This is a genomic window from Methylobacterium sp. HMF5984, assembly GCF_045033435.1.
Classification (GTDB): Bacteria; Pseudomonadota; Alphaproteobacteria; order Rhizobiales; family Beijerinckiaceae; genus Methylobacterium.
Window position 1 is genome coordinate 1,883,385 of sequence record NZ_JBJFLN010000001.1, and the last position, 23,364, is coordinate 1,906,748.

The window sequence follows — 23,364 nt, forward strand, 5'->3', positions numbered from 1 at the left end:
CGTCCCGCAGCGTTACTGGGCGGGCTTCGGCGCCGGTGCCGGTTGCGCGGGCGTGTCGGCGCCGGCGGGCGGCGCGTCGGCTGCGGCCGGCAGCAGCACGTCCTTCGCGACCGTGCCTTCGGGGCCGTATTCGCCGGCGACGGCGAGGCACGCCTTCTCGCGATGCTGGGCCATGTCGTTCGACATCAGCGCGAACATCGACTGCACCCGGCCGCCGAACGGGCCGCGCGGGCTGACGTCGGCCGATCGGGTGCCCTGCTTGACCAGCAGCGCCTCGAAGGTGTCGGTCCCGATCCGATAGCCGCAGACGTTCGACGCCGCGAAGATGTAGGCTGCGAATTCCAGCGCCCGCGGGGCCGGGGCGTTGCGGATCTGCGCCGCGGCGGGCTGCGCGGCGAGACCGAGGCTCAGGAGGGCGGCCGCGGCGGCCGGCGTGGCGAACATGCGCATGGGCGAAAGTTTCCTCATCGTCGTCGACGACTTCTTGCGAGTCGTTGAGACGGGCGAGATACGCCGAACGGTGAACGCCGCCCAGGGGGAGCGGCCCGACGGATTGCCTCAGGCCGCGCAGGACAAAGGTGAAGGTCGTTCGTGGTTAAGCGTTACCTGCGTTGCAATCGATAGCGGCGTTTCTACCGCGTCACTGGCCGTCCCGGTCCCTCGTCTGCCTTGCGGAACCGCGGAACTTGTTTCGACTTGATCCTGCCCTACGCGGGGGTTCGAAGCCTGCTATTAACCGGTGGCGAGCAGATCGGAGTCCGACATCTTCCGCAATGAGCCGGACTGGACGCCGCATGCACTTCGCCCTCGACCACCGCGCAGAGCCAGATCCCGCCTTCGTGCCGCCGTCGCTGCGCCTCGCCGAACCGAGCGACGCACCCTCGGGCGAGCGCCGCAACCGCTACGCCCGCTGGGCCCTGCACGAGGGGCTGGGGGAGGGCGACGTCGTCGCCCTGCTGATGCGCAACCAGCCCGACGTGCTCGCGATCTGGCAGGGCCTCGGCTCCGTCGGCGTCACCGTGATGCCGCTCGACCTCACCCTGCGCGGGACCGCGCTCGCCCGGAGCCTCGACGCGATCGGCCCGCGCCACCTGTTCGTCGACGCCGGCCTCGCGGAGACGCTGTGCAGCGTCCAGGGCCTCGTCTCGGTCCAGCCGCTGGTGTGGTGGCACGGCGGCGCCGACTTCGCCCGCATCGACCTCGAGATCGCCGAGTACGACGACGCCCCGCTCGCCCCGCAGGCGCTGCCGGCGCTGCCGGCGCGCCGGGCCTGAGCCATCCTCGAAACCCGACGCGTCCGTGATAGGCTCCTCCGGCCATCGACACGGGAGCCAGGGCATGTCCTCGACCGCGCAGACCGACGCGCCGCTGCTGCTTCGCGCGGATGCCGAAGGCATCGCCACGCTGACGCTGAACCGCGGTCCGGCCCGCAACGCGCTGTCCCTCGGGCTGATGGCGGCCTTGCAGGATGCGCTCGACGCGATCGCCGAGGATCGAGCCGTGCGCGTCGTCGTGCTGCGCGGCGCCGGGCCGGCCTTCTGCGCCGGTCACGATCTCAAGGAGATGCGCGCGCATCCCGGGCGCGAGGCCGCGGCCGAGGTGTTTTGCGCCTGCTCCCGGCTGATGCTGGCGATCACCCGGCTGCCGCAGCCGGTGATCGCGCAGGTTCACGGCATCGCCACCGCCGCCGGCTGCCAGTTGGTCGCGACCTGCGATCTCGCGGTCTGCGCCGACGACGCCCGCTTCGCGACGCCCGGGGTCAACATCGGCCTGTTCTGCTCGACCCCGATGGTCGCGCTCTCCCGCGCGGTGCCGCGCAAGGCGGCGATGGAAATGCTGCTGCTCGGCGAGCCGATCGACGCCGCGGAGGCGTTGCGCATCGGCCTCGTCAACCGTGCGGTGCCGACCGCCGATCTCGATGCGACGGTGCAGGCGATGGCGATGCGCATCGCGGGCAAGTCGGCGCGGGTGGTGGCGATCGGCAAGGAAGCCTTCGGCCGCCAGGCGGAGCTCGGCCTCGAGGAGGCCTACGCCTACGCCGCCGAGGTCATGACCCGGAACATGATGCTCGCCGACGCCGACGAGGGCATCGATGCCTTCCTTCAGAAGCGCACGCCGCGCTGGCCGGCGTGAGCCGCGGTCGAGCCGCGCGGTTCGGCGCGCGAAACGTCCGTCAGCCGCGGCCGGCCGGAACCGGGAAGCGGCGCGCGAACCAGTCGCGCAGCACCGCACGCTCGTAAAACAGGCCGCCGGTCGAGAAGCGTGGGTTGGCCGTCAGCATGAAGTTGGGGTCGGTGACCGTATCCTCGCCGCTGGCGACCACCCGCTTGCCACGCCGCAGTGCGTAGGCGAGCCGGATCCGCGGCGGCGTGAAGTCCTGGACGATCCGCAGGCCGCTCGGCGTGCCGAAGCCCGGCCGCTCGTACCCGGCGAGATCGATGTCGAGGACGGTGATGTCGAGGCTCTCGTCGGGGCCGAGGCGACGGCTGCCGAGGTCCTGGAAGATCCGCGTCATCTCCGCCAGCGTCAGCCGCAGGCTCCGGCCGGAGGACGCCCAACGGTCCTCCGCGTCGGTGAAGCGCTCCGGCGCGACGTAGCGCACGCCGACCTGCGCGACGGCGGGACCGCCGAGCGCGAGACCCGTCAGGGCTGCCAGGACGACGCGCCTCATTGCTTGGCGCGGTTGATCACGGCGAGCAGCGCGCGGGCGACCGGCTCGGTCACGTTGCGGCGGTACTTGCGGTGGACCAGCTGCCCGTTGTGGTAGACGTCGTGCTCGACGTAGAGCCGCTCGCCGTCCCACCGCACGATGTTGTCGGTCTCGGTCGTCTCCTCGACGCCGAGGTCGTCCCGAAGGATCGCGCTGCCGGTCTGGGTGAACATGCGCAGCTCCTCGCACCTTGATCGGGGATCGCCCGCGCAGACGATCCGTCCGTAGGGTCCACAATAGGCAACCGGCGCAGGCTGCGCCAGTTGCGGCACCGCTCCGGCCCCCGACAAGGACAGCTCGGCTTCGCGGTCGCGGGCATCTCAGCGGATCGTGATCTGATCCTTGATCTTGTCGTAGGTCGCGCGGCTGAGCACGCGCTTCGACAGCAACTGGTCGATCGTCGTGTAGGGCCGGCGCTGGATGATCGCCCGCCCGATGCTGCCGCCGCCGCGCAACCCGTTCAGCTCCGCCAGCGATGCGGTGTTGAGGTCGACCAGCGCCAGCGCGCGCGGTCCGGCGCTGTCGCCGGCCTCGTTCACCTCCGCCTGACCGGTCGGTTGCGGCTCCGGCACGGATTGCGAGAGAACCGGGGCTTCCGCGGTCGGCTGGGGTGCCGGAGCGGGTGTGGGCGCGGGATCCGGCGATACCGGCGGCGCGGCGATGCCCGCTCGAGGCGCTGCGGGGGACGGGACCAGCGTCGGCGTCCCGACCTTTCGCGGCGCCGGGGCGACGGATGCCGGCGGCACGGCGACAGGCGGCGCCTGCGCCGGCGACGGTGCGTGCGGCAGAAAATACTGGATCAGGGCGGCGAGGCAGCCCGCGACGACCAGCAGAAGCGAGATCCGCAGAATCGTCGAACCGCTCAGCATCGCCCCTCCCATCCGTGTTGTTTGGCAAACGCTTGGCAAGTTTTGCAAACGCTTGGCAAGATAGAGACGTTGCGCTGCCGGAGCAAAGCACGGCGTAGACGATCGGGCCGGCCGTCAACAAGCGTCGGCGCGGAAGACCTTCGGACGGCTCGCGGGGCCTTCGGCATCGACGCCGGCTCCGCGCCGGCCCATACCCGCCGGGATGCCGACCGCCCGCCTCGACCCCGCCCTGGCCGCTCCGCTCGCCGCCGCCAGGCGACACATCTCCGAACGCTTCGGATCGCTGCGCTACCTGCCGGCCCTGTTCGCGCAGGTCCGCGCCGCGAGCCCGCGCCTGTTCGCCGCCAGCCTCGCCCTGCGCCTCGTCGGCGCCGGGCTGCCGGTGGCGACCCTGTGGCTCGCGAAGCTGATCCTCGACGCGATCGTCGCGGAACATGCCCGGCCGCGGGCGACGCCGATGAGCGTCGATGCGTGGCTCTCGGACCCGCACCTGTCGCGGCTCGCGGCCTTGGTCGCGGCCGAACTCGCCCTGGCGATCCTCTCCGACCTGATCGGACGCCTCAGCACGTTGGTCGACGGGTTGGTCGCCGACCTCTATTCCAACGCCGCCTCGCTCCGGCTGATGCGCCATGCGGCGGCCCTCGACCTCGCGCAGTTCGAGGACAGCGCACAGCAGGACCGGCTTGAGCGGGCGCGCCGGCAGGTCACCGGGCGCACCAGCCTGATCGCCCAGGTGTTCGGGCAGGGGCAGGCCCTGGTGACTTTGCTCTCGTTCGCCGCGGGCGTCGCGGTCTACACCCCGTGGCTGATCGTGCTGATCGCGGCGGCGCTGGTGCCGGCCTTCCTCAACGAGGCGCACTTCACCCGAGCCGGTTACCGCCTCGCCTGGATCCGCACCCCGGAACGGCGGCGGATCGACTACCTGCGCTACCTCGGCGCCAGCGTCGAATCGGCCAAGGAGGTCAAGCTGTTCGGCCTGAACGGCTACATCACCGACCTCTATGCCGGCCTCGCCGACAAGGTGGTGGCCGACAACCGCGCGCTGGCGATCCGCCGCGCCGGCTGGGGCGGCGCCTTCGCGGCGCTCGGCACGCTGGCTTACTACGCCGCCTACGCCGTCATCGTCTGGCGCACCGTGGCGGGCGGCTTCTCGATCGGCGATCTCGCCTTCCTTGCCGGCGCCTTCCAGCGCTTGCGCGGGCTGATCGAGGGCCTGCTGCTCGGGTTCACCCAGATCGCCGGGCAGACGCAGTACCTCGAGGACCTGTTCTCGTTCTTCGCGATCGCGCCGTCGATCCGCTCGCCCGAGACCCCGGCACCCCTGCCGGCGACGATCCGGCAGGGCCTCGCCTTCGAGGATGTCGGCTTCCGCTATCCCGGCGTCGACGCGTGGGCGGTGCGGCACCTGAGCTTCACCCTCGCGGCGGGCGAGACCCTGGCGCTCGTCGGCGAGAACGGGGCCGGCAAGACCACCATCGTCAAGCTGATGACCCGGCTCTACGACCCGACCGAAGGGCGCATCCTGCTCGACGGCCTGCCGCTGCAGGCCTACGACCTCGACGCGCTCCGCGGCCGCATCGGTGCGATCTTCCAGGATTTCGTCCGCTTCGACCTCACCGCCGGCGAGAACGTCGCCGTCGGGCGGATCGAGGCCCGGGACGATGCCGAGCGCATCGGCCGTGCGGCTGTGCGTGGCCTCGCCGACGCGGTGATCGCGCGCCTGCCGGCCGGATACGACCAGCCCCTCGGCAAGCGCTTCGACGGCGGCGTCGACCTGTCCGGGGGCCAGTGGCAGAAGATCGCCCTGTCCCGGGCCTACATGCGCGACGCCGAGATCCTGATCCTCGACGAGCCGACGGCCGCGCTCGACGCGCGCGCCGAGTACGACGTGTTCCGCCGCTTCCGCGACCTCAGCGCCGGGCGGGCCGCGGTGCTGATCTCGCACCGCTTCTCCACCGTTCGGATGGCCGATCGCATCCTGGTGCTGGAGGACGGAAAGGTGCTCGAAGCCGGTACGCACGACGCGCTCGTCGCCCTCGGCGGACGCTACGCCGAGCTGTTCGAGCTTCAGGCGGCCGGCTACCGCTGATCCGGCGCCCGGCATTGCTCCGGGCCCGGCACCCACTACCTGCAGCCTGCGCCTCAACTTCGGCCGTCACCGCCTCGGGAGTTTCCACGATGCCACGCCACGCCACCGCCCTCGTCGCCGCGTTCCTCGCCGGCGCGGCCTGCTTCGGCGGCATGGCCCATGCGGCACCGGCCACGCCCGACGCCTCGGCCAAGCCGGCGCCCGAGGCGGCAAAGCCCGAGGATCCGAAGCCCGGAAAGCCCGAGCCGGTGATCCTCGCCAACCACAAGGCGGTCTACGACCTGTCGCTCGCCTCCACCGGCGGGACCCGGGCGGTCGAGAGCGCGCGCGGGCGCATCGTGATCGAGTTCAAGGGCGACGCCTGCCGCGGCTACACCATGCAGACCCGCCAGGTGACGGTGCTCGAATCCGGCGAGAGCGGCAGCCGGACCTCGGACCTGCGCAACACCACCTTCGAGGGCGGCGAGGCCCGCGATTTCCGCTTCCGCACGGTGACGGTGCTGAACGGACAGCCGAGCCCGGCCGTCGACGGCACCGCGGATGCGAGCGGCGACGCGTTCAAGGTCCGGCTCAAGGAGCCGAAGAAGGACCAGTTCACCGCCGCTGGCCCGGTGCTGTTCCCGAGCCTGCACATGCGCCGCCTCGTCCAGGCCGCGCGGGCCGGCGACACCACGATGTCGGCCAAGGTGTTCGACGGGTCGGACGACGGCCGCAAGGTCTACGACACCCTGGCCGTGATCGGCCGCCGTGCGTCGGCGCCGGCGAACGCCGCCGCGTCGGACCGCGACAAGCCGCTGCACGAGGGTGCGATGGCCGCCGTGCCGCACTGGCCGGTGACGCTGAGCTACTTCACGCAAGGGGAGGGCGAGCGCACGCCGATCTACACCCTCACCTTCGACCTCTACGAGAACGGGGTCAGCGGCGCGCTCAAGCTCGACTACGGCGACTTCGCGATCCTCGGCGACATGACCCGCCTCGAGCTCGACAAGGCGCCGGACAAGCCGTGCGCCCCGTAGCCGGCACGCGGCCCTTTAGAACTCGTCGGATTGTTGCGGCGAGAGCCGTCGCCACGCCGCCGCGATGCGCTCGGGCTTGATGTCGAGCCCCTGCGCGCAGGCGAGCAGCACCGGCTCGTCGCCCATGACGTGGTCGAGCACGCCGACGAGGAAGGCCGGGTCGGACAGCGACGCGCGGACGTCCTCGGGCGACAGCCCGGTCGCGTTGAGGAACGGGAACAGGCGGTCCTCGTCGGCGACCATCCAGCCGAGCACGTCGACGGCCAGGTTGTGGTCGGCGGCGGTGGCTCGCGTCGACCCATCGTCTTGAAGTGATTTGCGATTCATCAACATCTGTCGCTTACAAAGGCGTGAGGTCGGGTAACGTCCCGTAAAGGACGCGCGGCGGCACCGGGATCGAAGCGTGATGACGAAAACGGTGTTGATCGTCGAGGACAACGAACTGAACATGAAGCTCTTCAACGACTTGTTGGAGGCCCACGGTTACGCGACCCTCAAGACGGCCAACGGCATTGAGGCGATCGAGCTCGCGCGTGCCCACCATCCCGACCTGATCCTGATGGACATCCAGCTTCCCGAGGTTTCGGGGCTCGAGGTGACCAAGTGGCTCAAGGAGGACGACGACCTCAAGCACATTCCCGTCGTCGCCATCACCGCCTTCGCCATGAAGGGGGACGAGGAACGCATTCTCGAGGGCGGTTGCGAGGCATATTTGTCCAAACCGATCTCCGTCGCGAAGTTTTTGGCAACGGTTCGCACGTATCTTGCCGACAAGTAGGGTCCGGATCGAGCCCTCGACGGCGCCTGCGATCGCCCGCTGAAACCTTGTGCGAGGAACGATGTCGGCCCGCGTCCTGATCGTCGACGACCTCTTCCCGAACGTGAAGCTTCTCGAAACGAAGCTCGCGCTGGAATACTTCGACACCGTCGCGGCCATGAACGGCCCGGACGCGATCGCAATCTGCGAGAAGGGCCTGTGCGACCTCGTCCTCCTCGACGTGATGATGCCCGGCATGGACGGGTTCGAGGTCTGCCGCATCCTCAAGAACAACCCTCTCACCGCGCACCTGCCGGTGGTGATGGTCACGGCCCTCGACCAACCCTCGGACCGCCTGAAGGGCCTCGACGCCGGCGCCGACGATTTCCTGACCAAGCCGATCGACGACACCGCGCTGTTCAGCCGCGTCCGCAGCCTCGTGCGCCTGAAGGCCGTGACCGACGAGCTGCGTAGCCGCGCGCTCGCCTCGCGCGAGTTCGGCATGGGCGACCCGCTGGCGCTCGCCACCGCCGAGACCGGCCTCAACGCCAGCCTGCTGCTGGTCGAGGATCGGCGCGGCTCGGCCGAGCGGATGGCGGCGGCGCTCGGCCAGTTCCACGCGGTCACGCTCGAGACCGATCCGCAGGCGGCGATCCACGTGGCGGCCGAGGGCGGCTTCGACCTCGTCCTGGTCAGCCTCGACCTCGAGGGCTTCGACGGGCTTCGCCTGTGCAGCCAGCTGCGCAACCTGGAGCGGACCCGGCAGGTGCCGCTGATCATGCTGGCCGAGGCGCATGACCGCGCCCGCATCGTGCGCGGCCTCGATTTCGGTGTCCACGACTACCTGCTCCGCCCGATCGACCGCAACGAGCTGGTCGCGCGGGTCCGCACCCAGATCCGCCGCAAGCGATTCTCCGAGGTTCTGCGCAGCGCGGTGCAGGCGTCGATGGAGATGGCCGTCACCGACGGGCTCACCGGACTGCACAACCGGCGCTACCTCGACAACCACCTCGCCGGCCTGTTCTCCGATCCGCGGCTGCGCGAGCGCCCGGTCGCCGGGCTGATCCTCGACATCGATCACTTCAAGGCGATCAACGACACCCACGGCCACGAAGCCGGCGACGAGGTGCTGCGCACCTTCGCCGACCGCGTCCGCCTGCACACCCGCACCATCGACATCGTCGCCCGCTACGGCGGCGAGGAGGTGGTCATCATCCTGCCCGATGCCGGCCTCGCCGAGGCCCACGCCATCGCCGAGCGCATCCGCGAGCGGATCGAGGGCATGCCGTTCTCGATCCATCGGGACACCCGCAGCGTCCCCGTCACCGTGTCGATCGGCGTCGCGACCCGTCAGCCCGAGGATGTCGGCCCCGGCGAGATGCTGAAGCGCGCCGACCTCGCGCTCTACCGCGCCAAGGCGCTGGGGCGGAACCGCGTCGAGGCCCAGGCGGCCTGACCCGTCCGATCGTCGCCGGATCCGGCGCGCACGCTCGGAACGGACGCGCATCCCTGCGGCGAAGGTCCGCCGGTTGACACCCGTCCGCGCTTCGCCAACACCCTGCGCCGTTCGCGGCCGGGGCCTTCGGCACCAGCGCCGCAGCCGCACCGGCCTTCGGATGGGAGTACTGTGACGACGATGGCGGCGATGCGCTCCTACCTCGATTTCGAGAAGCCCGTGGCCGAGCTTGAGGCGAAGCTCGAGGAACTCCGCGCCGTCGGCGCCCGCGACGGCGCCGTCGCGATCAGCGAGGAGGTCGGGCGGCTGGAAGCGAAGGCGGCGCAGGCGCTGGCCGAGATCTACGCCAACCTCACCCCCTGGCAGAAGACCCAGGTCGCCCGGCATCCGCAGCGGCCGCACTTCGTCGACTACTGCACCGGGCTGATCGAGGATTTCACGCCGATGGCCGGCGACCGCGGCTTCGGCGAGGACGCGGCGATCGTCGGCGGCATGGGTCGCTTCCGCGGCCGGCCGGTCTGCGTGCTCGGCCAGGAGAAGGGCGCGACCACCGAGACGCGCCTGCGGCACAATTTCGGGATGGCCCGCCCGGAAGGCTACCGCAAGGCGGTGCGCCTGATGGAGCTCGCCGACCGCTTCGGGCTGCCGGTTCTGGCCTTCGTCGACACCGCCGGCGCCTTCCCCGGCATCGAGGCCGAGGAGCGCGGCCAAGCCGAGGCCATCGCCCGCTCGACGGAGGCCTGCCTCGGCCTCGGCGTGGCGAACGTCGCGCTGGTGATCGGGGAGGGCGGGTCGGGCGGCGCCATCGCGCTCGCCACCGCCAACCGCGTCCTGATGATGGAGCACGCGATCTACGGCGTGATCTCGCCCGAGGGCGCCGCCTCGATCCTGTGGCGCGACCAGGGCCGTGCGCCCGACGCCGCCACCGCCATGAAGATCACCGCGCAGGACCTGATGCGGCTCGGCATCATCGACACCATCGTCCCCGAGGCGACCGGCGGCGCCCACCGCGACCGCGCCGGCGCCATCGCCGCGGCGGGCGACGCCCTGGCCGGCGCGCTGGCCGAGTTCGACGGCGTGGCCCCCGACGAGATCCGCGACCGCCGCGCCCGCAAGTTCCTCGAGATCGGCCGGCGCCTGTGAGCCGGCCGGAACCCGGCGGCCCCTACGGCACCGGCTTCCTGCGCGGGCTCGGACGCAGGCTCGGCGGCCTGCTCGGCAGCGAGCGCGAGCCCGGCGCGGTCAACCACGTCTCCCTGGGCGCCCATTGCCAGATGGCGCACGTGCTGAAGACGCTCGGGTTGCGTACCTGGTCGGGGCCGTTCGACTGGATCTTCACCATGCCGGGGATGGTTCGCGACTGCCTCGCCGACGACTTCGCCGCGCTCCTGGATCGATCGCAGCTCGAGACCATCCCCCTGGACGAGCGGCAGGGCGAGGGCATCTGGCGCGGGCGCCACCGGCTGTATCGCGAGCGCTACGGGCTCGCATGCGTCTTCAACCACCACGACCCGGCCTCGGACGAGGCCGATTACCGCTTCCTCGCCGAAGGGGTCCGCCGCCTGCGGATCGCCCTGTCGAACCCCGTCGCCGAGAACCGATTCTGGCTGTTGACCCACCTCCACACGCCGCCCGAGGTCGCCTACGGCATCTGTGACGTTTTGGCACAGCGGGGATCGGGGAACCATTTAACCTTTCTGCAGCACCTGCCGGGAGGCCCCGCGAGGCGCGTCGTCGCGGCCGAGCCGACGCGCCCCGACCTGCGCTGGCTGACGGTGGAAACCCCTTCCGCATCAGTCGGTTTGCGCCTGGCCGACCCGGTCGACGACGCGTTCCTCGTCGACCTGATCGCGGCGGAGTCGCGGCGCACCCTGCGCCCGTCCCCGTGATCCACATCGGGGCCGGTGGCGCCGAGGCCGGCGGGGGGCGGATCCTTGCGGTAACGGAGGCGTAAGCTTACCAAAGCTAGAGAGTGGGGGAGTGACGCACGACGGCTGCCGACAAGGCCCGCGCGCGGTGTGTTCGAGGACGAGGTTCCCCCATGGCTGTGCGCCGGTTCGCCGTTGCAAGTCTCCACAGAGCGTCCCGCCTGATCGCGCCCGTGGCCGTCGCGGCCGCCCTGTCCCTCGGCGGCTGCCAGGACGGGATGATCAACGGCGCCTCGACGCGCTCGCTCACGCCGATTCCGCCCCAGACCCTGTCCCTGATGCAGACCAAGGGGATGCAGCAGAGCGACCCGATCCTGATCCGCGCCTACAAGAAGGAAGCGGAGATGGAGGTGTGGAAGCGCGGGACCGACGGTCGCTACGCGCTCCTGAAGATCTACCCGATCTGCCGTTGGTCGGGCCAGCTCGGGCCCAAGCGCAAGCAGGGCGATCGCCAGGCGCCGGAGGGATTCTACACGATCACCCCGGGCCAGATGAACCCGAACTCGTCCTACTACCTTTCCTTCGACACCGGTTTCCCAAACGCCTACGACCGGGCGAACGGCAGCACCGGCAACTACCTGATGGTCCACGGCACCTGCTCGTCGGCCGGGTGCTTCGCGATGACAGACGCGTCGATGTCGGAGATCTACGCGGTCGCGCGCGAGGCCTTCGCCGGCGGCCAGCGCGCGTTCCAGTTCCAGTCGTATCCGTTCCGGATGACGGCACAAAACATGGCCAAGTACCGGAACGACCCGAACGCCCCGTTTTGGCGCAACCTCAAGGAAGGCGCCGACTATTTCGAAGCCCTGCGCGACGAGCCGAAGGTCGGGGTCTGCGGCACCAAGTACGTATTCGGCGGCGCGGATGCCGCCGCCGGCTCGTGCACGCCGAAGGTCGATCCGCTCGTCGCCGAGAAGCGCACCCACGACAACCAGGAGATCGCCGAGCTCGTCGCCAAGGGCACGCCGGCGACGCGGGTGGTCTACGACGACGGTGGCGGCAACCCGGTGTTCCGCGCCGAGCAGACCACCGCCTCCGCCAACCTCGGCGGCACCGAGACCGAGCTGCCCTACAGCGCCAAGGATTACGGCCGACACAACCTCGGCGACGTCAGCCGGCCGGAGAGCCTGGCTGCCGGCCCGCGCGAGATCGAGGTCGACGCCAAGGGCCGTCCGGTGATGCTCGCCGCCGCGCCCGAGGCGCCGATCCCGACCAAGGCCGCGGCGTCAGCCCTCGCCAAGGGCGGCAAGGCGGATGCGGGCAAGCCCGGCACGGCCAAGCCCGACGCGATGAAGCCCGGCACGCGGACGCTGATGGCCAAGCAGCCCGACCCCAGCGACGATGGCGTCAAGGAAGCCGCGAAGGCCAAGCCGGCGCGAATCACGGTCGCTGGCGCTGATGACGATCCGAGCACCTACCGGACGCTGCTCGGCAAGGTCTTCGACAAGGACGCGACGCCGACACCCGCGACGCCGACGGCGGACGCGGTCGTTGCCGAGCCGGTGAAGGTCGCCGCGCAGACCGTCAAGGTGGCTCACGCCGCGCCGCGCCCGGTGCGCAAGGTGACGACGACCGCGCTTCGGACGGACAAGCCCGAGAAGCCCTGACCGATCGCGACGCGCTCGGTCAAACGAAGACAGCCGCCGGTCGCGCGACCGGCGGCTGTCTTCGTTTCGGCGATGCCGCTCAGAGCAGAGGGCGGTCGCGGTTCATCAGCCAGAGCGCGTGGATCATGCCGGGCAGGCCAAACATCAGCGTCAGGACGATGTTGAGGAGGAACTGCAGGCCGATACCGTTGGTCACGAGCACGGCGATCGGCGGCAGGAAGATCGCGAGAAGGATGCGGACGAGCGTCGACACGGGAACTCCGGGTATGCAGCGAGTGTTGGCGATGCAACGAAGCTAGGCCGTTTCCGTTCCAGCAGCCGGCGGGGGATCTCCTCGGCGTCCCGTGCATGCGCCGGCCACATCCCCGCCGCGAACCGCCCCGATGAGGCGGCCCGTGCGGCCCTTCCCGTCGGAGGTGTTCCCGCGCCGCCAAGGGCGTTCCCGTGACAGCACCGATCCGGCCCCATCCGCCCGAAGGCCAGGCGATCCCGCGCGCGCGTCCCTGGACCGGGCCGGGCTTCGTCGAGTTCGTGGCCATCGTCGCGCTGATGATGGCGGTCACCGCGATCTCGATCGACAACCTGCTGCCGGCCTTCCCGGCGATCCAGGCCCGTTTCGGCGTCGTCGACCCGAACCACCTGCAATGGCTGATCTACGTCTACATGATCGGCTTCGGCTCGGCCCAGATCGTCTACGGCCCGGTCTCCGACGCCCTCGGGCGACGTCCCGTGCTGATCGGCAGCCTGCTGGTCTACGTCGCCGGAACCCTGCTCGCGATGGTCGCGCCGTCGTTCGGATGGCTGCTCGCCGCTCGCGTGATCCAGGGGCTCGGCGCGGCCGGCGGCCGGGTGCTCTCGACCGCGATCGTGCGCGACCGCTTCGCCGGGCGCGAGATGGCGAGCGTGATGTCCTTCACCATGATGGTGTTCCTGATCGTGCCGATGATCGCGCCGGCGATCGGCGGGGCGATGCTCGCGCTCGGTTCTTGGACCTACGTCTTCGTCTCGATGCTCGCGCTCGCGGGGCTGCTCGCGCTCTGGTTCCTAGCGCGCATGCCCGAGACGCTGCATCCGGAATACCGCCGGCCGCTCTCCTTCGCCGCGACGGGGCAGGCCCTGCGGACCACGCTCGGCTGTCGCGTCGCGATCGGCTACGCCACCGCCCTCGGCCTGCTCACCGGCTGCATCATGGGCTATGTCGGCTCGGCCCAGCAGGTGTTCGACACCGGGCTCTACCACCTCGGCGCGCTGTTCCCCCTGGCCTTCGGGCTGGTCGCGGGCGCCATGGGCGCGGCGACCCTGGTCAACGCCCGGGTGGTGGGCCGCCTCGGGATGCGGGCGCTGTCGCATGCGGGGCTGACGGCCTTCGTCGCGGTGGCGCTCGGGCAGGTCGCGATCGGGCTCGCCTATGGCGGGTACCCGCCGCTGGCGCTGTTCCTCGCGGTGCTCGCCGGCAACCAGTTCCTGATCAGCTTCGCGATGCCGAACTTCAACGCGCTCGCCCTGCAGCCGCTCGGCGCGATCGCCGGCACGGCCTCCTCGTTCCTCGGGTTCTACACGACGATCCTCGGCGCGCTCTGCGGCTTCGCGATCGGCCAGTGCTTCGACGGCACGACCCTGCCGATCGCCTTCGGCTATGCCGGGCTCGGCGCGGCCGCACTCCTCGTGGTGGCGTGGACCGAGCGCGGAAAGCTGTTCCGCGGCGGCGTTTCCGGTTGAGCGCGGGGGCGACTTAACCCGGTCTTCAGCGGTGCGGACGACGATGCCGTCCTCGCCTCAGACCACCGGAGACCACCCGTGATCGCCCGAGCCCAGGACGGACTGCTTCTCGCCGCGCGCCTTCTGCTGGCGGCCGCGCTGCTGCCGACCGGCATCGCCCGCGCCCTCAACGTCTCCGGTTTCGCGCTGACGCTGGCCGGCGCCGGCGTGCCGGCACCGAACGCGGTGGCGACGCTCGCCGTCGTCGTGCAGGTGTTCGGGCCGCTCGCGCTGATCGTCGGCGTGCTGCCGCGGATCACCGGCGTCGCCCTCGCCGGGTTCGCCGGGCTCACGGCGATGCTGCTCCACGCCTTCTGGCAGTTCTCCGGCCCGGCGGCCGCGGCCGAGCGCACGCTGCTGCTCGCCGACCTCGGGCTCGCCGGCGGCTTCCTGATCTACGCGCTCGCCGGACCCGGCGCCTGGAGCTGGCAGGGCTGGCGCGCCGACGCGACCGGCCGCCCAGCGGCGAAGCCCGCAGCGAAGCCCGCCGCCAGGGGCGCCCCGAAGGCGAGCGCCAACGCGAACCGGCCGCGCCGGGCCAAGGCCGCTTGAGGCGGCCGCGCCGGAGCATGCGCTCCGAGCGGCCTACCGCGACCCCAGGGCGATCAGGCCGAGGTGCCCGGCGATCCCGAGGAACGCCACGAAATTGATCCCGAAGACGCGTCCGCGCAGCTTCACGTCGTCGGTCAGGGTCTGCACCGCCGTGTGCACGACCCGGCCGGCGACGAACAGCCAGGCGCAGGCGACGTCGAACCGCCCGACCTCGCCGAAAGCCGCCAGAAGCGCGACGCAGCCGACCATCAGCACCGGCAGCTCGAACTGGTTGGCGAGGTTGCGGGTGATCCGCGCGATCGGCCGCGGCTCGTCGCGACCGAGGACGAAGGCGTCGTACGCGACCTCGCGGCGGCTCACGGCGCGCAGGCGCGCCACGGACAGCCAGACGTAGAGCGCCACGATCAGCCCGATCTGAACGATCAGCGGTTGCAGGATCGAGACGTTCACGCGCAGCCTCCGCGAGCGGACCGTGGGAGGGGAGCCTGCACCTATGGCCGGCCCGGTGCGGCGGCGGGCGCGGCACGCGCGATCATCCGGCCCGAGACCTCGGCGCCGGCATCCGGCGCGAGCTGGCGGAAGGCGAAGACCGAGACCGCCGAGATCAGCGCGACGGCGAAGAAGGCCGGGCCGAAATCCGCCGCCATGATCGCGCTGCGGCCATGCCATTCGGCGGCGCCTTCGAGCGCCAGGGCGCCGAGCGTCACGCCGAGGCTCAAGGAGATCTGCTGCGCGACGCTGGCGAGGCTCGTGCCCGCGCTCATCTCGGACTTCTCGAGGTCGGCGTAGGCGATGGCGTTCACGCAGGTGAATTGGATCGAGCGCAGGCAGCCGCCGAGGAACAGGATCCCGAGCATCAGCCAATGCGGGGTGTCGGCGGTGTAGAGGCCGTTCACCGCAAGGAAGAGCGCGGCGAGGACGGCGTTCGCCACCATCACCGGTCGGAAGCCGTAGCGGCGCAGGATCCGCGGGCCGATCGTCTTCACGAACATCGCGCCGGCCGCCGCGGCGAAGGTGATCAGCCCGGATTGCAGCGGATCGAGCCCGAAGCCGACCTGGAGCATCAGCGGGAGCAGGAACGGGATCGCGCCGGTGCCGATGCGGAACAGGCTGCCGCCGACCACCGCGATGCGGAAGGTCGGATGACGCATGAGGTCGAGGCGCAGGATCGGATGCGCCATCCGCCGCGAGTGCCGACAGTAGAGCGCGAGCAGCACCGCGCCGCCGCCGAGGCTCGCCCAGGACATCCAGGCCGGCAGCAGGTGGCGGCCGGTCGAGGCCAGCCCCAGCATCAGCGCGGCGAGCCCCGGCCCGAGCATGGCGAAGCCGACGAGATCGAGCGGCGGGCGCTCGGGCTCGCGCACGTCCTCGAAGAACAGGGTCGCGAGCACGATCCCGACGATGCCGATCGGAATGTTGATGAAGAAGATCCAGCGCCAGTCGAGATAGGTGGTGATCAGGCCGCCGAGCGGCGGCCCCATGATCGGGCCGATCAGCGCCGGGATCGTCAGGTAGGCCAGCGCCGAGACGAGCTCGGCCTTCGGCACGCTGCGCAGGATCACCAGGCGGCCGACGGGCACCATCATCGCGCCCCCCAAGCCCTGCAGGAACCTGGCGGCGACGAAGCCGGCGAGCCCGCTCGAGACGGCGCAGGCGACGGAGCCCGCCATGAACACCGCGATCGCCGCGCGGAACACCGTGCGCGATCCGTAGCGGTCGGCCATCCAGCCGCTGATGGGGATGAAGATCGCCAGGCTGACGAGATAGGCGGTCAGCGCGAGCTTCAGGGCGATCGGATCCTCGCCGAGGCTCTGAGCGATGGTCGGCAGCGCCGTGGCGATCACCGTCGAGTCGGTGTTCTCCATGAACAGGGCGGTGGCGACGACGAGGGGGACGATCTGGGATGCGCGCATCGGGCCGGGCAAGCGTTCGGGGCACCCGGCATCGTGGCGACGGCCGGGCGTGCGGCGCAGCGCTTGACACGGGATGCGCGCCCGGTCGATCCGTGGCGGATCGGCCACGCTTTGTTTCCGAACATGGCTGAACCGCGCCGCAACCCTTCCGAGCAGGCCGGATCGGCCTTAAGCTTTACGGTAACGATGCCGTGTCCCCGCGCGGCGCCCCGCTCCACGGCGGCGGCGCCCGGGACGACGCGGCGACACCCGCGAAAGTGACAGGATGCTTCGTCCGCCGACACTGCCCCGCTCTCTGCCGCGGCTCGTCGCCGCGTCCGCGGTGATGTTCGTCCTCGGCGCCTGCGGCACCGTGCTCCTCAACGATGTCGGCTCGCTCAGCCGCTACGACCGGCTCCGGGCCAGCACCGAGGCCTCGACCACGGCGCGCCTCTACGCCGACGCCGACGCGCTCGCCCGGACCAGGACCGTCCGGATCATCCCGACGCAGTTCCCGGCCAACGTCTCCGGTGCGGTCGGCATCAGCGAGGCGGAGCGCCGGCTGGTCGCCAACAACGCCGACCGCGCGCTCTGCTACGAGCTGTCGCTGCGCTACGACGTGGTGTCGAGCCGCAGCGCCGACCTGACCGTGCGCGCCCAGGTGACCCGCGTCGACCCGACCGACCTGATCGGCGCCGGCGCCACCATCGGCACCTCCGCCGCCGTCACCGTCGCCGGCCAGGTCGGCATCGGCTTCGCCGAGGGCCTCGGGCGCATCCCGATCCCGCGGGTGCCGATCGGGCTCGGAAGCCTCACCGTCGAGGCCGAGGCGCTCGACCGCCGCCACGAGCAGCGGGCGGCGATGGTCTGGGGCGGGGCGGCCAACTCGTTCACGAGCCAGCCGCGCTACTCGCACATCAGCGACGCCTACGATCTCGCCGGCGATTTCGGCCAGGATTTCGGGTTCTACCTCGCCACCGGCGAGGACCCGTTCAAGGCGCCGCTGACCCTGCCGAACTGGAACCGCATCCGGGTGACCACGCTCGGCGAGGCGCCCCTCGACCCCGATTGCGAGGCGTTCGGCCGGGCGCCCGGCCTCGATGGGATCCTCACCGACTACATCGGCCTGCCGCCGGACTATTCCGACAAGGGGCCGCGCGTCCGCTGAGGCGGGAAGGGCGGTCGCGGACGCCATGCGGCGGACGCAACCGGCCCACGCGGGGTTTATCCCGTGCCGCGCTGGGTTGCCGCCTTTGCGGGCACCACACCGCATGATACTGGCCCGTGCCAACCCGCTCCATGCCGAACCCGACCTCGCGTCGGCCCGGCAGCCCTTCAGGACCGTTGGCTCATGGCCCGTATCAGCTCCGCTTCGATCATCGAGGGCCTGACCTTCGACGACGTTCTCCTGCGTCCGGCCGCCTCGTCGGTGATGCCGACCGAGGTCAACGTCGCGACGCAGCTGACGCGCACCATCAGCCTGAACCTGCCGATCGTCGCCTCGGCGATGGACACCGTCACCGAGGCGCCGATGGCGATCGCCATGGCCCAGAACGGCGGCCTCGGCGTCATCCACCGCAACCTCGAGCCGGCGGAGCAGGCCGAGCAGGTCCGCCTCGTCAAGAAGTACGAGTCAGGCATGGTGCTCAACCCGATCACCATCCATCCCGACGAGACCCTGGCCGACGCCTTCGAGGTGATGAAGGCCAACCGCATCTCCGGCATCCCGGTGGTCGAGCGCGGCCCGAACGGCTCGCGCGGCAAGCTCGTCGGCATCCTCACCAACCGCGACGTGCGCTTCGCGACGCATCCGGCCCAGCCCGTCTCCGAGCTGATGACCCGCGACCGGCTGATCACGGTGCGCGAGGGCGTGACGCAGGACGAGGCCAAGCACCTCCTGCACCAGTTCCGGATCGAGAAGCTGCTCGTGGTCGACGACCACTTCCGCTGCATCGGCCTGATCACGGTCAAGGACATCGAGAAGCAGGTCACCTACCCGAAGGCGGTCAAGGACGAGCAGGGCCGGCTGCGGGTCGCGGCGGCTACCACCACCGGCGACCAGGGCTTCGAGCGGGCCGAGCGCCTGATCGATGCCGGCTGCGACGTGATCGTGGTCGACACCGCGCACGGCCACTCGATCAAGGTGCTCGACAGCGTGCGCCGGGTGAAGCAGCTCTCCAACGCCGTGCAGGTCATCGCCGGCAACGTCGCGACCCGCGAGGGCACGCAGGCGCTGATCGACGCGGGCGCGGACGCGGTGAAGGTCGGCATCGGGCCGGGCTCGATCTGCACCACCCGCATCGTCGCCGGCGTCGGCGTTCCGCAGCTCACCGCGATCATGGAGGCGGTCGAGGCCGCCCACGACGCCGGCATCCCGGTGATCGCCGACGGCGGCATCAAGTATTCCGGCGACCTCGCCAAGGCGATCGCCGCCGGCGCCTCGGTGGCGATGCTCGGCTCGCTGCTCGCCGGCACGGACGAGGCCCCCGGCGAGGTGTTCCTGTACCAGGGCCGCTCCTACAAGAGCTACCGCGGCATGGGCTCGGTCGGCGCGATGGCCCGCGGCTCGGCCGACCGCTACTTCCAGGCCGAGGTCAACGACACCCACAAGCTCGTGCCCGAGGGCATCGAGGGGCAGGTGCCGTACAAGGGCCCCGTGGCGGCCGTCCTGCACCAGCTCGCCGGCGGCCTGCGCGCCGCCATGGGCTATGTCGGCGCCCCGAGCGTGCCGGAGTTCCAGGAGCGCGCGCAGTTCATCCGCATCACCAATGCCGGCCTGCGCGAGAGCCACGTCCACGACGTGACGATCACCCGCGAGAGCCCGAACTACCCCTCGCGCACCTGAGGCGGGGCGGCGTCACGGGCGGGTCCGGCGGGAAACGGTGTTTCGGAGAGCGACGATGCGGGTGCTGGTGGTCGGGGCCGGGGCGACCGGCGGCTATTACGGGGCGCGGCTCGCGGAGGCCGGGCGCGACGTGACCTTCCTCGTCCGCCCGGCGCGCGCGGACAAGCTCGCGGCGAACGGGCTCGTCGTGGAAAGCAAGCTCGGCGACCTGCATCTCGCCGCGCCCAAGACCGTCACGGCGGCCGCGCTGCCCGCGGCCGGCGGCTTCGACCTCGTCCTGCTCTCGTGCAAGGCCTACGACCTCGCCGGCGCCCTCGACGACCTCGGGCCGGCGGTGGGGGACGGCACCGCCATCCTGCCGATCCTCAACGGGATGGCGCATCTCGACGCGCTGGACGCGCGCTTCGGCGCGGCCAGCGTGCTCGGCGGCTCCTGCGCCATCGCGGCGACGCTGGGGCCTGAGGGCGCAATCCGCCACATGAGCGACTTCTGCACGCTGACCTTCGGCGAGCGCGACGGCTCCCGATCCAAGCGCTGCGACGCGATCGAGACGCTGATGCGGGACGTGAAGTTCCAGCCGCGCCTGTCCGACAGGATCGTGCTGGAGATGTGGGAGAAGTGGGTGTTCCTCGCCACGCTGGCCGGCGCGACCACCCTGATGCGCGGCACCGTCGGCGACATCGTCGGGGCCGAGGGCGGCCGCGACTTCATCGCCGGCCTGCACGACGAATGCCTCGCCATCGCCGCGGCGAACGGATTCGCGCCGCGCGAGAAGGTGGCGGCCCAGGCCCGGACCACGCTGACCACGGAAGACTCGCCGCTCACCGCCTCTATGCTGCGCGACATCGAGGGCAGGGGCCGGATCGAGGCCGACCATGTCGTCGGCGACCTGATCGCCCGCGGGCGCTCGGCCACGCCGGACACCGCGCTGCCGCATCTCGAGCGGGTCTTCACCGGCCTCAAGACCTATGAGCGCCGCCGCGCCCGCGAACAGGCGGCCTGAGATCTCGGCCCGCGCGGGCCGGGGTCCGGAGATCCTTCAGTAGCGCGGGCCGGGAGGCGGGGGCGGGTTGCCGTATTCGAGCTGCGTCTTGGCATCGAGCGGGCGCCGCGGCGGCGGCGTCAGGTCGGGAGCGGCCGGTGCGGTGGAGCAGGCGGCGACCGCCAGCATCAGGATGCCGGCGAGGCTGAGGTGGATCACGGGCGACATGGGTTCTTCCGGCCTTCGCGACGGCGGGTTCCGTCGGAGCCTGCAGGTCTGAGCGCCGATCGTGCCGGAAGCTCGGCCGTATCGTGTCCGCGGCGCGGGTTAAGCGTGGCCGTATCGTGGCCGCGCGGATTTCCTTCGACAGGCGGGGCGCTGCGGGTCTATCGCGCTCGCGACACGCCTTCATCCGACAAAGGAGACCGTCCTGACTCCAGCCGCCCGCTGCGCCGCCGCCATCGAGGTGCTCGCCGACATCGCCGGTCGTCGCCGACCGGCCGCTGACGCCCTCAAGGATTGGGGCCTGAGCCACCGCTTCGCTGGATCGGGCGACCGCGGCGGCATCGCCAGCCTCGTCTACGACGCCCTGCGGCGGCGGTCCTCGGCCGCCTGGATCATGGGCGACGACGGCCCGCGCGCGGTGCTGCTCGGGTCGCTGCGGCTGCAGCAGGGTCTCGCCGCCCCCTCGATCGCGGCGCTGTTCAGCGGCGAGGGTTTCGCGCCGGAGAAGCTCAACGACGACGAGGCACGGCGCCTGGCCGAGGGAAACCTAGCCGACGCGCCGCCACACGTCGCGGGCGACGTCCCCGAATGGGTGCTGCCGCAGCTGGAGGCGATCCTCGGCGCCGATCTCCTGCCGGAGCTGAAGGCGCTCGCCCGGCGTGCGCCCCTCGACATCCGCGTCAACGCCCTCAAGGGCGACCGCGCGGCGGCGATGCCGGGCCTCGCCCACCATGCGGCCGCGCCGACGCCGCACGCGCCGATGGGCCTGCGCGTCTCGATCGGCGCGGACGGGCGCGGGCCGGCGCTGCATGTCGAGCCGGAATTCCTCGACGGCTGGTACGAGATCCAGGACGAGGGCTCGCAGCTCGCCGCCATGCTGACGGGCGCCGGCGAGGCTGAGACGATCGTCGACCTTTGCGCCGGCGGCGGCGGTAAGACCCTGGCGCTGGCGGCACTGACCGGGAACGGCGGTCGCCTGATCGCCACCGACGACGACCCGCGCCGCCTCGCGCCGATCCACGAGCGCCTGAGGCGCTCCGGCGCGAACGCGGAGGTGCGCACGCCCCGCGGCGGCCGGGTGCGCACGGACGTGCTCGCCGACCTCGACGGACAGGCCGACCGCGTGCTGGTGGACGCGCCCTGCACCGGCACCGGCACCTGGCGCCGCAACCCCGACGCGAAGTGGCGCCTGCGCCCGAACAGCCTCGCCGCGCGGGTCGCCGAGCAGGCGACGGTGCTCGACCGCGCCGGCCGGCTGGTGCGCCCCGGCGGCCGCATCACCTACGTCACCTGCTCGCTCCTGCCGGCGGAGAACGACGACGCGGTGGCCGGCTTCCTCGCGCGCGGCGCCGGGGCCTTCGCGGTCGTGCCGGCACGCGACGTCGCCGAGGCCCATGCCCCGGGCTTGGCGGAGACGCTGCGCTTCACCGCGCATGGGCTGCAGATGAGCCCGGCGCGAACCGGCACGGACGGGTTCTACGTCGCGACCCTGGCGCGAGCCGGCTGAGGATCGCAACCGCTCCGTCCAGCCGGCGTTGTCCGAGCGATTCCGAAGACACCGCAGGAGACCGATGGGCCTGGACCGGAGAACGCTCCTGGCTGCGACCGCGGCCGCGATGGCGGGGCAGGGCGCCGCGCATGCCCAAGCCCCGCCCAACCCGCCGGGCGAGCTGGTCCCGGCCCTGCCGCGGACGGCACCCGGCGCGCAGCTCCAGGTCATCGATCTCTGGCCGGGCGATCCGCCGGGCGGCGGCGAGGGTCCGGATCCGAACGGCTACCGCTTCGACGAGACGGCGCGCGGCGTCATCACCAAGGTCGAGCGCCCCTGCCTGCTGGTGATCCGGCCGGACAAGCCGAACGGATCGGCGATGATCGTCGCGGCCGGCGGCGGCTACCGCTTCATCGACATCGGCAACGAGGGCGTGCCCGTCGGCCAGATGCTGACGGCGGCCGGCATCACCGTGTTCCTGCTGATCTACCGGCTGCCCGGCGAGGGCTGGGACAACGGCCCCGATGCACCGCGGCAGGACGCGCAGCGCTCGGTGCGGCTGGTGCGGGCGCAATCCACCGAGCTCGGCATCGATCCCGCCCGCGTCGGGGTGCTGGGCTTCTCGGCCGGCGGGCACCTGATGGGCGAGACCGCGGTCGGCAACCAGAACCTCTACCCGCCGGTCGACGCGCACGACGCCCTGCCGTACCGCCCGGCGCTCGCCGGGCTGCTCTATCCCGTCATCACCATGAAGGCGCCGTTCGACGGCACCTCCACCCGCCGCGTGCTCGTCGGCGACGAGGTCACCGAGGTCGAGATGCGGACCTACTCGGTCGACGTGCAGGTCCGCGCCGACACGCCGCCGATGTTCATGGCGCAGGCGATGGACGATCCGATCGCGGTCTGCGACCACGTGCTCCTGATGTTCACCGCCCTGCGCAAGGCGAAGATACCGGCCGAGATGCACCTGTTCGAGCGCGGCGGCCACGGTTTCGGGCTCGGGCCGCCCGGCACGCCGGTGGCGGCGTGGCCGAACCTGTTCCTCGCCTGGCTTCGCGTGCGCGGGTTCCTGGCGACGTGATGGTCACCGCGCGCTCGCGCCTCCGCCCGTGCGCCGAGGGGGAATCCCGTGCCCATGCGCGTCGTGAACAGGCTCGCGCGGCCCGCATGCGACGGCTGCGTTGCACGG

Annotated in this window: 25 protein-coding genes; 16 read left to right on the top strand and 9 right to left on the bottom strand. The window is 71.5% G+C overall.

Translation table 11 applies throughout. The features are described from left to right. Nucleotides 1–12: 12 nt before the first annotated feature. Nucleotides 13–444, bottom strand: a complete 432-nt coding sequence (locus tag ACFZ8E_RS08945; RefSeq protein WP_243936403.1) for a hypothetical protein — start codon at nt 442–444, stop codon at nt 13–15. Between the two features lie 350 nt (nt 445–794). On the opposite strand from ACFZ8E_RS08945, the gene ACFZ8E_RS08950 reads away from it, so the two are divergent. Continuing rightward, nucleotides 795–1,274, top strand: a complete 480-nt coding sequence (locus ACFZ8E_RS08950) for an AMP-binding protein (RefSeq protein ID WP_405042618.1) — start codon at nt 795–797, stop codon at nt 1,272–1,274. Nucleotides 1,275–1,338: 64 nt separating this feature from the next. After that, complete coding sequence (locus ACFZ8E_RS08955) at nt 1,339–2,133, top strand: enoyl-CoA hydratase (protein WP_405042619.1); 795 nt, start codon at nt 1,339–1,341, stop codon at nt 2,131–2,133. A gap of 40 nt (nt 2,134–2,173) precedes the next feature. Here ACFZ8E_RS08955 and ACFZ8E_RS08960 read toward each other — a convergent pair whose 3' ends face one another. The 3 genes from ACFZ8E_RS08960 to ACFZ8E_RS08970 all read right to left on the bottom strand — a co-directional run bounded on the left by ACFZ8E_RS08960 (nt 2,174) and on the right by ACFZ8E_RS08970 (nt 3,579). Then, the gene (locus tag ACFZ8E_RS08960) at nt 2,174–2,671 is read right to left on the bottom strand and encodes a DUF3016 domain-containing protein (protein WP_405042620.1); all 498 of its coding nucleotides are present in this window, start codon (nt 2,669–2,671) and stop codon (nt 2,174–2,176) included. Then, nucleotides 2,668–2,883, bottom strand: coding sequence for a hypothetical protein (locus ACFZ8E_RS08965; RefSeq protein WP_147728766.1), 216 nt, complete (start codon nt 2,881–2,883; stop codon nt 2,668–2,670). Before ACFZ8E_RS08965 ends, ACFZ8E_RS08960 begins: the two co-directional genes overlap by 4 nt. Nucleotides 2,884–3,030: 147 nt before the next feature. Next, nucleotides 3,031–3,579, bottom strand: a complete 549-nt coding sequence (locus ACFZ8E_RS08970; protein ID WP_243936363.1) for a helix-hairpin-helix domain-containing protein — start codon at nt 3,577–3,579, stop codon at nt 3,031–3,033. A 202-nt stretch (nt 3,580–3,781) separates the two neighbouring features. Between ACFZ8E_RS08970 and ACFZ8E_RS08975 the strand changes: the two genes are divergently transcribed. Both ACFZ8E_RS08975 and ACFZ8E_RS08980 read left to right on the top strand, forming a co-directional pair. Next, nucleotides 3,782–5,668, top strand: coding sequence for an ABC transporter ATP-binding protein (locus tag ACFZ8E_RS08975; protein WP_147858146.1), 1,887 nt, complete (start codon nt 3,782–3,784; stop codon nt 5,666–5,668). A gap of 152 nt (nt 5,669–5,820) precedes the next feature. Continuing rightward, nucleotides 5,821–6,684: a cell envelope integrity EipB family protein gene (locus tag ACFZ8E_RS08980; protein ID WP_405044352.1), complete on the top strand. Its 864-nt coding sequence runs from the start codon at nt 5,821–5,823 to the stop codon at nt 6,682–6,684. 15 nt (nt 6,685–6,699) lie between these two features. On the opposite strand, the gene ACFZ8E_RS08985 is transcribed toward ACFZ8E_RS08980, so the two are convergent. Next, nucleotides 6,700–7,011 (bottom strand): DUF3572 domain-containing protein, encoded by a 312-nt coding sequence (locus ACFZ8E_RS08985; RefSeq protein WP_147728254.1) that lies wholly within the window; start codon nt 7,009–7,011, stop codon nt 6,700–6,702. A 79-nt stretch (nt 7,012–7,090) separates the two neighbouring features. On the opposite strand from ACFZ8E_RS08985, the gene ACFZ8E_RS08990 reads away from it, so the two are divergent. From ACFZ8E_RS08990 to ACFZ8E_RS09010, 5 genes are all read left to right on the top strand, one after another. After that, nucleotides 7,091–7,462 carry a response regulator gene (locus ACFZ8E_RS08990; protein WP_147728258.1) on the top strand — a complete coding sequence of 124 codons (372 nt, stop codon included), beginning with the start codon at nt 7,091–7,093 and terminating at the stop codon, nt 7,460–7,462. Between the two features lie 61 nt (nt 7,463–7,523). Continuing rightward, nucleotides 7,524–8,897 carry a PleD family two-component system response regulator gene (locus tag ACFZ8E_RS08995; protein ID WP_147728255.1) on the top strand — a complete coding sequence of 458 codons (1,374 nt, stop codon included), beginning with the start codon at nt 7,524–7,526 and terminating at the stop codon, nt 8,895–8,897. A gap of 189 nt (nt 8,898–9,086) precedes the next feature. Continuing rightward, a complete protein-coding gene (locus ACFZ8E_RS09000) occupies nt 9,087–10,040 on the top strand; it encodes an acetyl-CoA carboxylase carboxyltransferase subunit alpha (RefSeq protein WP_243933411.1) in 954 nt (317 codons plus the stop codon). Next, nucleotides 10,037–10,786, top strand: a complete 750-nt coding sequence (locus tag ACFZ8E_RS09005; protein ID WP_405042621.1) for a DUF1796 family putative cysteine peptidase — start codon at nt 10,037–10,039, stop codon at nt 10,784–10,786. The genes ACFZ8E_RS09000 and ACFZ8E_RS09005 overlap by 4 nt, the downstream gene beginning before the upstream one ends. A 152-nt stretch (nt 10,787–10,938) precedes the next feature. Next, nucleotides 10,939–12,432, top strand: coding sequence for a L,D-transpeptidase family protein (locus tag ACFZ8E_RS09010; RefSeq protein WP_405042622.1), 1,494 nt, complete (start codon nt 10,939–10,941; stop codon nt 12,430–12,432). A gap of 79 nt (nt 12,433–12,511) precedes the next feature. Here the strand turns inward: ACFZ8E_RS09010 and ACFZ8E_RS09015 are convergent, their stop codons facing one another. Further along, nucleotides 12,512–12,685: a YqaE/Pmp3 family membrane protein gene (locus tag ACFZ8E_RS09015; RefSeq protein ID WP_147728777.1), complete on the bottom strand. Its 174-nt coding sequence runs from the start codon at nt 12,683–12,685 to the stop codon at nt 12,512–12,514. Nucleotides 12,686–12,876: 191 nt separating this feature from the next. On the opposite strand from ACFZ8E_RS09015, the gene ACFZ8E_RS09020 reads away from it, so the two are divergent. Both ACFZ8E_RS09020 and ACFZ8E_RS09025 read left to right on the top strand, forming a co-directional pair. Then, entirely contained in the window at nt 12,877–14,151 is a 1,275-nt protein-coding gene (locus tag ACFZ8E_RS09020; RefSeq protein WP_405042623.1) for a multidrug effflux MFS transporter, read from the top strand. A 78-nt stretch (nt 14,152–14,229) separates the two neighbouring features. Then, nucleotides 14,230–14,742, top strand: a complete 513-nt coding sequence (locus tag ACFZ8E_RS09025; protein WP_243983611.1) for a DoxX family protein — start codon at nt 14,230–14,232, stop codon at nt 14,740–14,742. A 33-nt stretch (nt 14,743–14,775) separates the two neighbouring features. On the opposite strand, the gene ACFZ8E_RS09030 is transcribed toward ACFZ8E_RS09025, so the two are convergent. Then, a complete protein-coding gene (locus ACFZ8E_RS09030) occupies nt 14,776–15,192 on the bottom strand; it encodes an MAPEG family protein (RefSeq protein WP_405042624.1) in 417 nt (138 codons plus the stop codon). A 41-nt stretch (nt 15,193–15,233) separates the two neighbouring features. Then, nucleotides 15,234–16,655 (bottom strand): MFS transporter, encoded by a 1,422-nt coding sequence (locus tag ACFZ8E_RS09035; protein WP_405042625.1) that lies wholly within the window; start codon nt 16,653–16,655, stop codon nt 15,234–15,236. Nucleotides 16,656–16,920: 265 nt separating this feature from the next. Here ACFZ8E_RS09035 and ACFZ8E_RS09040 point away from each other — a divergent pair, with 265 nt between their 5' ends. The 3 genes from ACFZ8E_RS09040 to panE all read left to right on the top strand — a co-directional run bounded on the left by ACFZ8E_RS09040 (nt 16,921) and on the right by panE (nt 20,482). Then, entirely contained in the window at nt 16,921–17,802 is an 882-nt protein-coding gene (locus tag ACFZ8E_RS09040) for a DUF3313 domain-containing protein (protein WP_405042626.1), read from the top strand. A 183-nt stretch (nt 17,803–17,985) separates the two neighbouring features. Beyond that, nucleotides 17,986–19,479, top strand: a complete 1,494-nt coding sequence (gene guaB / locus ACFZ8E_RS09045; RefSeq protein ID WP_147728108.1) for an IMP dehydrogenase — start codon at nt 17,986–17,988, stop codon at nt 19,477–19,479. 55 nt (nt 19,480–19,534) lie between these two features. Then, nucleotides 19,535–20,482, top strand: coding sequence for a 2-dehydropantoate 2-reductase (gene panE, locus ACFZ8E_RS09050; protein WP_243946285.1), 948 nt, complete (start codon nt 19,535–19,537; stop codon nt 20,480–20,482). 36 nt (nt 20,483–20,518) lie between these two features. Here the strand turns inward: panE and ACFZ8E_RS09055 are convergent, their stop codons facing one another. Next, nucleotides 20,519–20,689, bottom strand: coding sequence for a hypothetical protein (locus ACFZ8E_RS09055; RefSeq protein WP_243933395.1), 171 nt, complete (start codon nt 20,687–20,689; stop codon nt 20,519–20,521). Between the two features lie 202 nt (nt 20,690–20,891). On the opposite strand from ACFZ8E_RS09055, the gene ACFZ8E_RS09060 reads away from it, so the two are divergent. Continuing rightward, entirely contained in the window at nt 20,892–22,193 is a 1,302-nt protein-coding gene (locus ACFZ8E_RS09060; RefSeq protein WP_405044353.1) for an RsmB/NOP family class I SAM-dependent RNA methyltransferase, read from the top strand. Between the two features lie 64 nt (nt 22,194–22,257). Further along, nucleotides 22,258–23,256 (top strand): alpha/beta hydrolase, encoded by a 999-nt coding sequence (locus ACFZ8E_RS09065; RefSeq protein ID WP_147728848.1) that lies wholly within the window; start codon nt 22,258–22,260, stop codon nt 23,254–23,256. Nucleotides 23,257–23,364 lie beyond the last annotated feature (108 nt).